General features: G+C 66.4%; 14 protein-coding genes. 4 read left to right on the top strand and 10 right to left on the bottom strand.

The window, feature by feature from the left end; translation table 11 throughout:
* Positions 1 to 20: 20 nt before the first annotated feature.
* Genes HTY51_RS10380 through HTY51_RS10370 form a run of 3 tightly spaced genes read right to left on the bottom strand, consistent with a single transcriptional unit; the run spans position 21 to position 2,888 of the window.
* Entirely contained in the window at positions 21 to 329 is a 309-nt protein-coding gene (locus HTY51_RS10380) for a DUF1330 domain-containing protein (RefSeq protein WP_174252670.1), read from the bottom strand.
* 16 nt (positions 330 to 345) lie between these two features.
* A complete protein-coding gene (gene kdsA, locus HTY51_RS10375) occupies positions 346 to 1,203 on the bottom strand; it encodes a 3-deoxy-8-phosphooctulonate synthase (RefSeq protein WP_174252669.1) in 858 nt (285 codons plus the stop codon).
* Between the two features lie 11 nt (positions 1,204 to 1,214).
* Positions 1,215 to 2,888, bottom strand: coding sequence for a CTP synthase (locus tag HTY51_RS10370; RefSeq protein WP_174252668.1), 1,674 nt, complete (start codon positions 2,886 to 2,888; stop codon positions 1,215 to 1,217).
* 112 nt (positions 2,889 to 3,000) lie between these two features.
* On the opposite strand from HTY51_RS10370, the gene coaBC reads away from it, so the two are divergent.
* Both coaBC and dut read left to right on the top strand, forming a co-directional pair.
* A complete protein-coding gene (gene coaBC / locus HTY51_RS10365; protein WP_174252667.1) occupies positions 3,001 to 4,221 on the top strand; it encodes a bifunctional phosphopantothenoylcysteine decarboxylase/phosphopantothenate--cysteine ligase CoaBC in 1,221 nt (406 codons plus the stop codon).
* A gap of 18 nt (positions 4,222 to 4,239) precedes the next feature.
* Entirely contained in the window at positions 4,240 to 4,689 is a 450-nt protein-coding gene (gene dut, locus HTY51_RS10360) for a dUTP diphosphatase (RefSeq protein WP_174252666.1), read from the top strand.
* Positions 4,690 to 4,815: 126 nt separating this feature from the next.
* Here dut and HTY51_RS10355 read toward each other — a convergent pair whose 3' ends face one another.
* Positions 4,816 to 5,349 carry a peptidylprolyl isomerase gene (locus tag HTY51_RS10355; RefSeq protein WP_174252665.1) on the bottom strand — a complete coding sequence of 178 codons (534 nt, stop codon included), beginning with the start codon at positions 5,347 to 5,349 and terminating at the stop codon, positions 4,816 to 4,818.
* Positions 5,350 to 5,577: 228 nt separating this feature from the next.
* On the opposite strand from HTY51_RS10355, the gene HTY51_RS10350 reads away from it, so the two are divergent.
* Both HTY51_RS10350 and HTY51_RS10345 read left to right on the top strand, forming a co-directional pair.
* A complete protein-coding gene (locus tag HTY51_RS10350; protein ID WP_174252664.1) occupies positions 5,578 to 6,711 on the top strand; it encodes a JmjC domain-containing protein in 1,134 nt (377 codons plus the stop codon).
* Positions 6,701 to 7,207, top strand: a complete 507-nt coding sequence (locus HTY51_RS10345) for a hypothetical protein (RefSeq protein ID WP_174252663.1) — start codon at positions 6,701 to 6,703, stop codon at positions 7,205 to 7,207. Before HTY51_RS10350 ends, HTY51_RS10345 begins: the two co-directional genes overlap by 11 nt.
* A gap of 455 nt (positions 7,208 to 7,662) precedes the next feature.
* Here the strand turns inward: HTY51_RS10345 and bamC are convergent, their stop codons facing one another.
* The 6 genes from bamC to HTY51_RS10320 form a co-directional block, all read right to left on the bottom strand.
* Positions 7,663 to 8,757 carry an outer membrane protein assembly factor BamC gene (gene bamC, locus HTY51_RS10340; protein WP_174252662.1) on the bottom strand — a complete coding sequence of 365 codons (1,095 nt, stop codon included), beginning with the start codon at positions 8,755 to 8,757 and terminating at the stop codon, positions 7,663 to 7,665.
* Between the two features lie 27 nt (positions 8,758 to 8,784).
* Entirely contained in the window at positions 8,785 to 9,681 is an 897-nt protein-coding gene (gene dapA, locus HTY51_RS10335; RefSeq protein ID WP_174252661.1) for a 4-hydroxy-tetrahydrodipicolinate synthase, read from the bottom strand.
* Positions 9,682 to 9,753: 72 nt separating this feature from the next.
* On the bottom strand, positions 9,754 to 10,326 hold the full coding sequence (locus HTY51_RS10330; RefSeq protein ID WP_174252660.1) for a bifunctional 2-polyprenyl-6-hydroxyphenol methylase/3-demethylubiquinol 3-O-methyltransferase UbiG: 573 nt from the start codon (positions 10,324 to 10,326) through the stop codon (positions 9,754 to 9,756).
* Positions 10,323 to 11,135, bottom strand: a complete 813-nt coding sequence (locus HTY51_RS10325; RefSeq protein ID WP_174252659.1) for an SDR family oxidoreductase — start codon at positions 11,133 to 11,135, stop codon at positions 10,323 to 10,325. The genes HTY51_RS10330 and HTY51_RS10325 overlap by 4 nt, the downstream gene beginning before the upstream one ends.
* A gap of 54 nt (positions 11,136 to 11,189) precedes the next feature.
* Positions 11,190 to 11,318, bottom strand: a complete 129-nt coding sequence (locus HTY51_RS18745) for a hypothetical protein (RefSeq protein WP_256405365.1) — start codon at positions 11,316 to 11,318, stop codon at positions 11,190 to 11,192.
* A complete protein-coding gene (locus HTY51_RS10320; RefSeq protein WP_174252658.1) occupies positions 11,315 to 12,535 on the bottom strand; it encodes an MFS transporter in 1,221 nt (406 codons plus the stop codon). Before HTY51_RS10320 ends, HTY51_RS18745 begins: the two co-directional genes overlap by 4 nt.
* Between the last annotated feature and the right edge of the window lie 50 nt (positions 12,536 to 12,585).

Raw genomic sequence — 12,585 nt, 5'->3', positions numbered from 1 at the left:
TTCGATTTGGATAGTGATATTCAGACGATGGGGGCGGTCACGCCCTCCACCAGAATCATGTTGAAGAACTGGGTGGCACCGGCGCGTTTGGTCCGGGCCTGGCGGTACATCTCGCCGTCGTAGAAGGCCTGGGCCTGCTCGAAGCTCGGAAAACGCAGCATGGCCACGCGGGCCGGCTGCCAGTTGCCTTCCATCACCGCGAAGCGGCCGCCGCGCACCAGGTATTCGCCACCCGCCGCCTTCACCGCCGCGGGGGCCTCGGCCATGTACTGCTTGTACTGCTCCATGTCGGAGATCTGCATGTCGACGATGATGTAGGCAGGTGTCATGGCGGTCTGGATCGGGTCAGGCGTTGAAGCTGTTTTCCAGGAAACCGCTTTTCTTGGCCACGTCGTCCAACGCCACCAGCGTTTCCAGCAGGGCCTTCATGTGCTTGAGCGGCACGGCGTTGGGACCGTCGGACCAGGCCTGGTCGGGGTTGGGGTGGGTTTCCATGAAGAAACCTGCGATGCCCACGGCCGCACCGGCGCGGGCCAGCACGGGCACCATCTCGCGTGCACCGCCGCTGGTGGTGCCCTGGCCGCCGGGTTTTTGTACGGAGTGGGTGACGTCAAACACCACAGGCGCCCCTGACTTGCGCATTTCGGCCAGACTGGTCATGTCGGCCACGAGGTTGTTGTAGCCAAAGCTGACGCCGCGCTCGCAGGCCAGAAAGCGATCCGGGTCCAGGCCCGCTTCAACGGCGGCCGCACGGGCCTTGTCGATGACGTTCTTCATGTCCCAGGGCGCGAGAAACTGACCCTTCTTGATGTTCACCGGCTTGCCCGACCTGGCGACAGCGTGGATGAAGTCAGTCTGACGGCACAGGAAAGCCGGGGTCTGCAGCACGTCGACCACGCTGGCGACCTCGGCCACCTGCGATTCGTCGTGCACGTCGGTGAGGACGGGCAGACCGGTTTGACGGCGCACTTCGTCCAGGATCTTCAGGCCGGCCTCCAGCCCCAAGCCGCGCTTGGTAGCACCCGAAGAACGGTTGGCTTTGTCAAACGAGCCCTTGTAGATCAGGGGGATGCCCAGAGACGTGCAGGCTTCCTTGAGCTGACCTGCCACGTCGATGGACATCTGCAGCCCTTCGATGGAGCAGGTCCCGGCGATCAGGAAAAAGCGCTTGTCGAGACCGACGTCGAAGCCGCAGAGTTTCATGGTGCGTGTCCTTAGGCGACGGCTTTGAGGTTCTTGTTCTTGCCCGCACCCTGGTGCTCCAGCGCGGCCTTGACGAAGGCGTTGAACAGCGGGTGGCCGTTCCAGGGGGTGGACTTGAACTCGGGGTGGAACTGCACGCCGACGAACCAGGGGTGGGCGCTTTGCGGCAGCTCGACGATTTCGGTCAGCTGCTCGCGCTGGGTCAGGGCCGAGATCACCAGGCCGGACTTGCGCAGGGCGTCAAGATAGTTGACGTTGGCCTCGTAACGGTGGCGGTGCCGTTCGGTGACCACGTCGCCGTAGATCTGGTGCGCCAGCGTGCCGGGGGCCACGTCGGAACTCTGGGCGCCCAGGCGCATGGTGCCGCCGAGGTCGGAATTGGCGTCGCGTGTCTTGATGCTGCCGTCGGCGTCCTTCCACTCGGTGATCAGCGCGATCACCGGATGCTGGCAGTGCGGTTCGAACTCGGTGCTGTTGGCGTCCTTGAGGCCGGCCACGTGGCGGGCGAATTCGATGGTGGCCACCTGCATGCCCAGGCAGATGCCCAGGTAGGGCACCTTGTGCTCGCGGGCATAACGCGCGGTGCTGATCTTGCCCTCGATGCCGCGCTTTCCGAAGCCGCCGGGCACCAGGATGGCGTCGTATTTGGCCAGGCGTGCCACGGTGTCGTCGGTGATGGTTTCCGAATCGACGTGCTCGATCTTCACGTGCACATGGTTCTTCATGCCGGCGTGGCGCAGCGCCTCGTTGACCGACTTGTAGCTGTCCGACAGCTCCACGTACTTGCCCACCATGGCGATGGTGACCTCGCCCTTGGGGTGCTCGGTCTCGTAGACCAGGGAATCCCAGCGCTTGAGGTTGGCCGGCGGGGTGTTCAGGCGCAACTTGTCGCAGATCAGGCCGTCCAGGCCCTGCTCGTGCAGCACGCGCGGCACCTTGTAGATGGTGTCCACGTCGGGCATGGAGATCACGCCCCACTGCGCCACGTTGGTGAAGAGCGAGATCTTGTCGCGCTCGTCGTCGGGAATCGGGCGGTCGGCGCGGCACAGCAGGGCGTCGGGCTGGATACCGATCTCGCGCAGTTTCTGCACCGTGTGCTGGGTCGGTTTGGTCTTGAGCTCGCCGGCAGCGGCGATCCAGGGCACGTAGGTCAGGTGCACGAAGGCGGCGTTGTTCGGTCCCAGGCGCAGGCTGAGCTGGCGCACGGCTTCCAGGAAGGGCAGGGACTCGATGTCGCCCACGGTGCCGCCGATCTCGACGATGGCCACGTCCACCGCTTCGGGCGTGTCGTAACCGGCGCCGCGCTTGATGTATTCCTGGATTTCGTTGGTGACGTGCGGGATGACCTGCACGGTCTTGCCCAGATAGTCGCCGCGGCGTTCCTTCTCGAGCACGCTCTTGTAGATCTGGCCGGTGGTGAAGTTGTTGGTCTTCTTCATGCGCGTTTCGACGAAACGCTCATAGTGGCCCAGGTCCAGATCCGTTTCGGCGCCGTCGTCGGTCACGAACACCTCGCCGTGCTGGAAGGGCGACATCGTTCCCGGATCGACGTTCAGATAGGGATCGAGCTTGATGAGGGTGACTTTGAGACCCCGCGATTCCAGGATCGCGGCCAAGGACGCTGAGGCGATTCCCTTGCCCAGGGAGGACACCACACCGCCGGTGACGAAGACGAATTTGGTCATGTCAGGTTCGGACGGCAGTCCGAGGAGGTGGTAAAGCGAGATTATAGGCTTCCAAGCGTGACAGCCCTGTCGTGGGACGGAAAGTTCCAGCCAAACTGTTACATTGCGGGCCATGAACGACTTGGCTGGAAAACACATCGTCCTGGGCCTGACCGGGGGCATCGCCTGCTACAAGGCGGCCGAACTCTGCCGCGCCCTGATCAAGGAAGGGGCCACGGTGCAGGTGGTGATGACCGAGTCCGCCGGCCAGTTCATCACGCCGGTGACGATGCAGGCGCTGTCGAACCGGCCGGTCTACCACTCGCAGTGGGACCCGCGCGAGGCCAACAACATGGCCCATATCAACCTCAGCCGCGAGGCCGACGCCATCCTGATTGCGCCGGCCAGCGCCGACTTCATGGCCAAGCTGCTGCATGGCCGCGCCGACGATCTGCTCAGCCTGATGTGCCTGGCGCGTCCGATCGACCAGGTGCCGCTGCTGATTGCCCCGGCCATGAACCGCGAGATGTGGGCCAACCCGGCCACGCAGCGCAATGTGGCCCAGCTGCAGGCCGACGGTGCCCATGTGTTCGCCGTGGGCAGCGGTGACCAGGCCTGCGGTGAGGTGGGCGATGGCCGCATGCTGGAACCCGGGGAGTTGCTGGAGGAAGTGATCGCCTTCTTCGCGCGCAAGAGCCTGCGCGGCCAGCGTGTGCTGGTGACGGCCGGCCCGACCTACGAGGCCATCGACCCGGTGCGCGGCATCACCAACCGTTCCAGCGGCAAGATGGGTTTTGCCATCGCGCGCGCCGCACGCGAGGCCGGTGCCGAGGTGGTCCTGGTGGCTGGCCCGGTGCACCTGCCCACGCCGCGCGGGGTGCGCCGCATTGACGTGCGTTCGGCGCGCGACATGCAGCAGGCAGTTGATGCCGAGGTGTCGAATGCTACTGTTTTTGTAGCTACTGCGGCGGTGGCCGACTGGCGCCCAGCCAGCTCGGCCGAGCAGAAGATCAAGAAGGACGGCTCTGGCCAGGTGCCGGCGCTGACCTTTGTCGAGAACCCCGACATCCTGGCCGGCGTGGCCCAGGGGGAGCGCGCGAAAAGCGGTGCGCTCTACTGCGTGGGCTTCGCGGCCGAGAGCCACGACCTGCTGGCCCACGCCCAGGCCAAGCGCGCCCGCAAGGGGGTGCCCCTGCTGGTGGGCAATATCGGCCCGGCCACCTTTGGCCAGGATGACAACGTCCTGCTGCTGGTGGATGCCAATGGCAGCACCGAACTGCCGCGTGCCGACAAGCTGAGCCTGGCACGCCAGCTGGTGGCCGAGATCGCGCGCAGGCTGGGCAAGAAGACCTGATTCCCCCTGAACGACACCATGAACATCGACGTCAAGATCCTCGATCCGCGCATGGCGGATCAATTGCCTGCTTATGCAACGCCCGGCAGCGCCGGCCTGGACCTGCGGGCCTGTATCCACGAGGCCGTGACCCTGCTGCCCAATGCTTGGCAGCTGATCCCCACGGGCATCGCCATCCACCTGGCCGATCCCGGTTATGCGGCGCTGATCCTGCCGCGCTCGGGCCTGGGCCACAAGCACGGCATCGTGCTGGGTAACCTGGTCGGCCTGATCGACAGCGACTACCAGGGTCAGCTCATGGTCAGCGCCTGGAACCGCAGCCCCACGGCCTTCACCATCGAACCGATGGAGCGCATCGCGCAGCTGGTTGTGGTGCCGGTGCTGCAGGCGCAGTTCAACGTGGTGAGTGAATTCCCCGCCGCCACCGAGCGTGGCGCCGGCGGCTACGGTTCGACCGGGAAGAATTAGCTCCCCCCTGTTACGGCTCACTGCGTGTAGCCGTCTTTCCCCTCAGGGGACAACGCCAGCGGCCCGGCAAAGCCGGTTCCGCGGCGTTCCCCGGTTGAAGTCCCTGCTGGTGCTGCTCTTGTGGTGTCAGTGAACGCTGCTGCTGCCGGGGCCGTGTTCGTGCGGCGGGGCGATACGGAAAAAGCCGGTGCCGGCCGTGCCGCGGCCGATTTCCTCTTCGGTGGCTTCACGCACGGCTTCCACCTTGAGGCGCAGTCGCAGCGCGATGCCGGCCAGCGGGTGGTTGCCGTCGAGCACCACGTGCTCGGGATAAATCTCGGTGACGGTGTAAAGCGCGTCCTTGGGGGCTTCGGGGTTGCAACCCGGGGGCAGGGCCGAGCCCTCAAGGGTCATGCCTTCCTCAAGTTCAGGCGGAAAGAGCTCCCGTTTTTCCAGAAAGAGAAGTTGCTCCTGGTAGTCGCCGAAGGCTTCCTCGGGTTCGAGCTGCAGCGCCACGGTGGCGCCGACGCCGTGGCCTTGCAGGGCGTCCTCGATTTTCTTGAAAAGGTCCTCGCCGCCGATCAAGAACTCGACTGGCTCGTCGAGCACGTCGAGTTCTTCCTCAAGGGTGTCCGTGAGCGTCCAGGTCAGGGCGACCACGCATTGCTGATTGATGTCCATAAGGCAGAATTGTCGCGCAAATCGCTCCCCCCGACACTCGCTCACTGCGTGTAGCTCGCCCGGTGACTACGCCAGAGGCTCAGTCTCTTCGGCCTGTCCGAGCCTGCGCAGGCAGGCTCGGAGCCGCAGGCCTCAGCCCCTCAAGGGGCGCTCCCAGCGGCCCGGCAAAGCCGGTTTCGCGGGAGCCCTGGGTTGGTTCAGTAGTGCGTATCCATTACAGTTCTCCCCATGGACGTCAAACAAACTTTGCCCCTGCTGGGCGGGATCAGCCCCGAAGTTTTCATGAAGCGCTACTGGCACAAGAAGCCGCTGCTGGTGCGCCAGGCGATCCCCGGCTTTGCGCCGCTGCTGGCGCGCAGTGAGCTGTTCGAGCTGGCCGCGCGCGAGGAGGTGGAGTCGCGTTTGGTCACGCTGCAGCGCCAGCGCGGCAAGGAGGCCTGGAGCCTGCAGCACGGGCCATTTGCGCGGCGCGCGCTGCCCGCGCTCAAGACGCCCGAATGGACCCTGCTGGTGCAGGGCGTGGACCTGCACAGCGATGCCATCCACGGCCTGATGAACCGTTTCCGCTTCATTCCCGATGCGCGGCTCGATGACCTCATGATCAGCTACGCCAGCGACGGCGGTGGCGTGGGGCCGCACTTCGACAACTACGACGTTTTCCTGCTGCAGGCTCAGGGCCAACGGCGCTGGCGCATCGGTCGCCAGCAGGACCTGAGCCTCAAGCCGGGCATGCCGGTCAAGATCCTGGCGAATTTCCAGCCCGAGCAGGAATTCGTGCTGGAGCCCGGCGACATGCTCTACCTGCCGCCGCACTATGCCCACGACGGGGTGGCCGTGGGCGGTGACTGCATGACCTATTCCATCGGCTTTCGTTCGCCCAAGGCGGGTGAACTGGCGCAGGATCTGCTGCAGCGCCTGGCCGAGGATGCGGCCGAGGCCGTGGGCGACACGTTTTACCGGGATCCGCGTCAGCCGGCCGTGCCGGCGCCGGCCGCCATGCCGGCCGCCATGGCGCGTTTTGCACGGCAGGCCCTGCAGCAGGTGCTGAAGGACCCGCTGGCGCTGACACGGGCCCTGGGCGAGACCCTGAGCGAACCCAAGGCCCATGTCTGGTTCGAGGCGGGCGCCGTGCCCAGGGGGCGCTGGGGCGTGGCGCTGGACCGGCGCACCCGCATGCTCTATGACGCGCACCATGTGTTCATCAATGGCGAGAGCTACCGCGCCTCCGGCCGCGACGCCACACTGATGCACCAGCTGGCCGACCAGCGTGGCCTGGGCGCGGCCGAGGTGGCGCGCGCCAGCGCCGACGCGCGCGAACTGCTGCAGGCCTGGTGCGAGGATGGTTGGGCCCATGCCTGCTGAAGAAACCCCCCCCATTCCGCTGCCGCAGGGCCGCCTCAACGGGCGCAGTGTGTTTGCGCAGGCGGTGCGCGATGCGCTGCAGACGGCCGCGCGTGAGGGCTGGAAAGAGCTGATCCTGTGCGACGCCAACTACGCCGACTGGCCGCTGGGCGAGCGCGCCGTGGTCGAGTCGCTGCAGGCCTGGGCGCGCAGCGGGCGCCGCCTCACCATGCTCGCCATGGACTATTCGGGCCTGCCGCGCCAGCACGCGCGTTTTGTCAAATGGCGTCAGACCTGGGACCACATCATTGAATGCCGGCTCTGCCGCAGCAGCGACATCCTGGCCTTCCCCAGCGTGCTCTGGAGCCCGGCCTGGGTGATGCAGCGCATCGATACCGAGCGCGACGTGCTGGTGTGTGACAGCGCCGCACCCCGGCGGGTGGAGTTGCGGCAGGTGCTGGACGAGTGGCGGCGCGACAGCACGCCTGGTTTCCCGGCTTCAGTCCTGGGGCTGTAGCGTCTGCGCAAGGCCCTTGGTTATCACTTAAGGGGTAACCCTGATTTATTTCGCATGACGGGGTTGGTTCCACAATATAATTCCGGGCTAAGCAAGGCATGCACCCGTGCCCTTGCTTGGTCGGTGCGGGTTCCCGCGCCTGCATGTTCCCTAGTCTCAACCTGCTAATAGATATATCAACATGAACAAGTCTCTCGTTCTGGCCGCCGTGATCGCTGCTGCTGCCCTGGCCGCCTGTGGCAAAAAAGAAGAAGCCGCTGCCCCCGCCGCTCCCGCTGTGGCTGCTCCCGCTCCCGCTGCTGACGCTTCGGCTCCTGCCGCTGCTCCCGCTCCGGCTGCCGACGCTTCGGCTCCCGCTGCTGCCCCGGCCCAGAAGTAATTCTTCGCCCGCATGAAAAAAGCCACCGCAAGGTGGCTTTTTTTTGGCCAGCCCCCTGCGGGGCTCGGCGGGACTCTCAGCGCAGGTCGTCGGTGATGACTTGCAGGATGCGCTGGGCGTTGGCCGACACTTCAGGCGCGCCCTCGGCATTGAGGACGGACACCGTGCTGCTCTCGCCCTGGCCGCGCACCGTGATGCGGTATTTCTGCGGTGCCTTGTCCTTCGGGCTGGCGCTGAACAAACGGCTGAAGAAACCGGGCTCTTCCTGGCCCGGCGGAGTCGGCTCCACATAACGCACGAAGTAGGTGCCCTGGCTGCGGTCGCGGTCCTCGACGGTGAAGCCGGTGCGGTCCAGGGTCAGGCCGACACGGCGCCAGGCGCGGTCGAAGCTTTCGCTGACCAGCACCACGGGCTGGCCGTCACGGCTGTCCAGGCGTGAGGTTCGGCGCGGTGTCACGGCCGCCGTTTGCAGCTCGGCCTGCGGGCCCGTCGCCCCGAGCTTGATCATCAGGCGGCGCAGCATCTCGACTTCCATCTCGCTGTCGGGTGCGCGCGACTGCCAGATGGTCTGGGTCTGCTCCGTGTTCTTGTAGACCTCTTCCATGGCGCGGTGGCTGATGTAGATCTCGGTGCCGCCGGTAGCATTGCGCTCCAGCCGGGTGCGGTATTTGTCCAGCGTGCTGCTGGAATACAGACCATCCACCAGCTTGCCCAGGGTGCGGCGGATGATGTCCTGCGGCAGCTTGGCGCGGTTCTCGGCCCAGTCGGTTTCCATGATGCCCAGCTGGGCCTGCTCCAGGCTCAGGGCCAGGCCGGTTTCCTGCCAGAACTCCCTGATCTGGGGCCAGAGCTTTTCGGCCGGCTGGTCTACCACCAGCCAGCGTTGGCCACCGCTGCCCTCGACGCGGATGCCGGGATAGCCGGCAACGGCGACGGCAGCGACGGCTGCAGCCGCGCTGCCTTGTGAGGCGCTCTGATAGCCGGTGGCGCTCACGGTGCTGCCCGGCGTGGCATAGCGGGTGTCACGCGGCAGCTGGGTCAGGTCGGGCGGGATGGACAGTGGGGGCGCCTTGGCGGCGGCCTTGTAGTCGACCTTGTCGCCTTCCAGCGTGGAACAGGCGACCAGCGCCAGCGGCAGGCCCAGCAGGGCCAGTTTCAAAACAAGCTTCACCGGTATTTCCTTGGGGAACGGTTGGGTTCAGAGCAGGCCGGTGGCGCGCAGGGCCGCTTCGACCACGGGCTGGTTGGCCGGCGTCAGCGGTGTCATGGGCAGGCGTAGCGTGCCGCCGCAACGGCCCAGACGCTGCATGGCCCACTTGACCGGGATGGGGTTGGGCTCGACGAAAAGCTGCTTGTGCAGCGGCATCAGCTTGAACTGGATCTCCATGGCGCGCTTGACGTCGCCGGCCATGGCGGCCACACAGAGTTCGTGCATCTGGCGCGGCGCCACGTTGGCCGTCACGCTGATGTTGCCGTGGCCACCGCACAGCATCAGGGCGACGGCGGTCGGGTCGTCACCCGAGTAGATCGAGAAAGCCTTCGGCACTTCGCGGATCAGCCACTGGGCGCGTTCGATGTTACCCGTGGCTTCCTTGATGCCGACGATGCCCGGCACCTGGGCCAGACGCAGCACGGTGTCGTGCGCCATATCGGCCACGGTGCGGCCGGGCACGTTGTACAGCACCATGGGCAGGTCGCCCACGGCTTCGGCGATGGCCTTGAAGTGCAGGTACTGGCCCTCTTGCGTGGGCTTGTTGTAGTAGGGCACGACCTGCAGCTGGCAGTCGGCGCCGACCTTCTTCGCAAATTTCGCCAGCTCGATGGCTTCGGCCGTGGAGTTGGCGCCGCAGCCCGCCATGATGGGAACCTGGCCCTTGGCCTGCTCGACCGAGACGCGGATGATCTCGCAGTGCTCGTCCACGTTCACCGTGGGCGACTCGCCGGTCGTGCCGACCACGCCGATGCAGTCCGTGCCTTCGGCAACGTGCCAGTCGATGAGTTTGCGCAGTGTGGGGTAGTCGACGCTACCGTCCTCGTGCAGGGGGGTGACGAGGGCCACGATGCTGCCGGTGATACGGCGGTTGGAGGAAGTCATGTCCGCGAATGTATAAGTTCAGGCTAAAGAAGGATTCTAACGAGGGCCAGCCCCCGCCCGTGGGGCCGGGCCTCAGAGTGGATAACGCGCCGGTGCGCCGTCCGTGGACAGGCCGCTGGCGCGTACCGCCACGATACGCTGCACATAACGCTCGGGGGCGGCCAGATAGCCGTCTTCATAAGCCACCACCCGCAGGGGGCGGCACACGTCCAGCAGTTCGCCTGGCTGCAGCAGGAAGTCGGGCCGCGAGGGTTTGCCCACGGTCTCGTTGCCGGCGGCAAAGGTTTCGTAGATCAGCAGACCACCCGGCGCCACGCTTTGCAGCAGCACGGGAAACAGCGCGCGCCAGAGGTAGTTGGTGACCACCACGGCGTCGAAGGTCCGGGGCTGCTCACCGTTCAGCAGGGGCCAGGGGCCGTTCTCGATGTCTGCTACCAGGGCGGTGCCCAGCGATGCCACGGCGGCGATCGCCTCGGGGGAGCGGTCCACCCCGGTGACGGCATGGCCGTGCCGGGCGAACCAGCGCAGGTGGCGGCCATGGCCGCAGGCCACGTCCAGCACCGTCCCGCCGGGGCGGACCAGGTGCGTCCAGCGCTGGACCCAAAGGGACGGGGCTTCCAGGCCGTGCACGGCCGCAACGCTCATCGCGGCTTGACCTCGTCCTTGAGTGCGGCCAGGGCCATGCGTTCCACCAGGCCAGGGGCCAGCAGCTTGAGGTAACGACCCAGCTTGCCCTTGGTGCTCATCACGACTTCGCGCCGGCGCGCGTTCATGCCGTCCAGGATGAGGCGGGCGCAGACTTCCACCGGCATGGCGTCGTCTTCCTTCAGGCCACTGGCGCCGGCGGCCACACCGGCCGCGTTGAGCCCGCGGTAGCGGATCTGCGTGGCCACCACGCCGGGGTAGGCCGTGGTGACGCTGACGCCGGCCGGTTTGAGCTCGGCACGCAGCGCCTCGAAAAAACCCGTCATGGCGAACTTGCTGGCGCTGTAGGCCGTGCGCCCCGGCACGCCCACCAGGCCGGCCAGGGAAGAGACGGCCACCACCTGGCCACGGCTGGCCTTGAGATGGGGCAGGGCGGCGTGTGTGCACCAGACGCTGCCCCAGAGGTTCACGCGCATCAGGTCCTCGTACCAGCCCAGGTCTTCGGGCTGGACCTGCTCGAACAGGGCCTGGGCCGAGACACCGGCGTTGTTGACGAGGGCGTCCAGCCAGCCGAAGCGCTCCACGCTGCGCTCGATCAGGGCGCGACACTGGGCCGGGTCGGTCACATCGGTGGGCACGACCAGCACCTCGCTGCCATGGCTGCGGCACGCTCGCGCCACTTCTTCCAGCTGGGTTTCCTTGCGGGCGGCCAGCGCGAGGCCGGCCTCGGCACCATGCCGCTGCGCCAGCTGGCGTGCCAGTTCAGCGCCGATGCCGTCGGACGCGCCGGTGATGATGAAGGTCTTCATGGTCATGGCACAGCAGTGTGCCACGCCCTCATGTCAGACGGGTACGGGATTTTCCTAGAAACAGGCCCAGAGCTGGTCGGCCAGGGTCAGCAGGAAGTCCGGCCGGGTGTAGAGGGCAAACACGGCCAGCAGCACGGCCAGGGCCAGGCCCCAGGCCAGCAGTTGGCGCGGCAGCTTCTTCATGCCTGGGCCGCCTGGGGCTGGCGCCGGATCGCGGCCTCGCGCACCGGCAGGTTGACCAGCGCGGCAGCGATGCCCAGGCCGATGGCGATGTACCAGACGATGTCGTAGCTGCCGGTCTTGTCGTAGAGGTAACCTCCCAGCCAGACGCCCATGAAGGAGCCGACCTGGTGGCTGAAGAAGACGAAACCGCCGAGCATGGAGAGGTGGGCCACCCCGAAGATCTGGGCCACGATGGCGTTGGTGGGTGGCACCGTGGACAGCCACAGCAGGCCCATGACGGCCGAGAAGATGTAGACGCTCAGGGGGGTGAGCGGCGCCAGCAGGAAGAGCGTGATGGCGATGGAGCGGGCGAAGTAGATGAAGGCCAGGATGTTCTTCTTCTGCAGGCGCTGGCCCAGGGTGCCGGCGATGTAGGTGCCGAAGACGTTGAACAGGCCGATCAGGGCCAGCGAGTAGCTGGCCACCTGCGGCGAGAGGCCATGGTCCTTCAGGTAGCTGGGCATGTGCACGCCGATGAAGACCACCTGGAAGCCGCACACGAAGTAGCCGGCCATCAGCAGCTGGAAGCTCGGGTAGGCGAAGGCCTCGCGCAGGGCCTGCAGGATGGACTGCTCGCGCTTCGGCGTCGTGCCCGCCGCAAAGCTCGGCTCGTGCAGGCCCCAGGCCAGCGGGATGATGAGCAGCGCGGCCATGCCCAGCGCCATCAGCGCCTGCTGCCAGCCCAGGCTGCTGATCAGCCAGCCTTCGACCGGCACCATCAGGAACTGGCCGAAGGAACCGGCGGCGGCGGCCACGCCCATGGCCCATGAGCGTTTCTCCAGGCTCACGTTGCGGCCGATCACGCCGTAGATCACGGCATAGGTGGTGCCGGCCTGGGCGATGCCGATCAGCACGCCGCAGCTCAGGGCGAAGAGCAGCGGCGTGGGCGCATTGGCCATGCCGATCAGGCCCAGGGCGTAGAGGATGGCGCCGCCGATGATGACCTTGAAGGCGCCGAACTTGTCGGCCAGCATGCCGGCAAAGATGCCGGCGAAGCCCCAGGTCAGGTTCTGGATGGCCATGGCGAAGGCGAAGTTCTCGCGCGTCCAGCCCTGGGTCTGGGTGACGGGCTGCAGCCACAGGCCGAAACCGTGGCGTATGCCCATGGAGAGGGTGACGATGGCGGCGCCGCAGATCAGCACCTGGGCTATCGAGAGTTGCTTATTGTGTGTGCTCATCGCTGAACTGTAGCCAATTCGCCCATGGCCTGCCGGCTGGGTTTGAGTTG

It is taken from the genome of Rhodoferax sp. BAB1, from assembly GCF_013334205.1.
Lineage (GTDB): Bacteria > Pseudomonadota > Gammaproteobacteria > Burkholderiales > Burkholderiaceae_C > Hylemonella.
Note: the sequence above shows the minus strand (reverse complement) of the source record. Positions and strands in the feature narration are given on the sequence as shown.

Excerpts from the sequence above, each read along its gene's own strand:
- HTY51_RS10345 (WP_174252663.1), top strand. The coding sequence starts at position 6,701 with ATGCCTGCTGAAGAAACCCCCCCCATTCCGCTGCCGCAGGGCCGCCTC.
- HTY51_RS10370 (WP_174252668.1), bottom strand. The coding sequence starts at position 2,888 with ATGACCAAATTCGTCTTCGTCACCGGCGGTGTGGTGTCCTCCCTGGGC.
- dapA (WP_174252661.1), bottom strand. The coding sequence starts at position 9,681 with ATGACTTCCTCCAACCGCCGTATCACCGGCAGCATCGTGGCCCTCGTC.
- HTY51_RS18745 (WP_256405365.1), bottom strand. The coding sequence starts at position 11,318 with ATGAAGAAGCTGCCGCGCCAACTGCTGGCCTGGGGCCTGGCCCTGGCC.
- coaBC (WP_174252667.1), top strand. The coding sequence starts at position 3,001 with ATGAACGACTTGGCTGGAAAACACATCGTCCTGGGCCTGACCGGGGGC.
- HTY51_RS10325 (WP_174252659.1), bottom strand. The coding sequence starts at position 11,135 with ATGAAGACCTTCATCATCACCGGCGCGTCCGACGGCATCGGCGCTGAA.
- HTY51_RS10330 (WP_174252660.1), bottom strand. The coding sequence starts at position 10,326 with ATGAGCGTTGCGGCCGTGCACGGCCTGGAAGCCCCGTCCCTTTGGGTC.
- HTY51_RS10320 (WP_174252658.1), bottom strand. The coding sequence starts at position 12,535 with ATGAGCACACACAATAAGCAACTCTCGATAGCCCAGGTGCTGATCTGC.
- HTY51_RS10380 (WP_174252670.1), bottom strand. The coding sequence starts at position 329 with ATGACACCTGCCTACATCATCGTCGACATGCAGATCTCCGACATGGAG.
- kdsA (WP_174252669.1), bottom strand. The coding sequence starts at position 1,203 with ATGAAACTCTGCGGCTTCGACGTCGGTCTCGACAAGCGCTTTTTCCTG.
- HTY51_RS10355 (WP_174252665.1), bottom strand. The coding sequence starts at position 5,349 with ATGGACATCAATCAGCAATGCGTGGTCGCCCTGACCTGGACGCTCACG.
- dut (WP_174252666.1), top strand. The coding sequence starts at position 4,240 with ATGAACATCGACGTCAAGATCCTCGATCCGCGCATGGCGGATCAATTG.
- HTY51_RS10350 (WP_174252664.1), top strand. The coding sequence starts at position 5,578 with ATGGACGTCAAACAAACTTTGCCCCTGCTGGGCGGGATCAGCCCCGAA.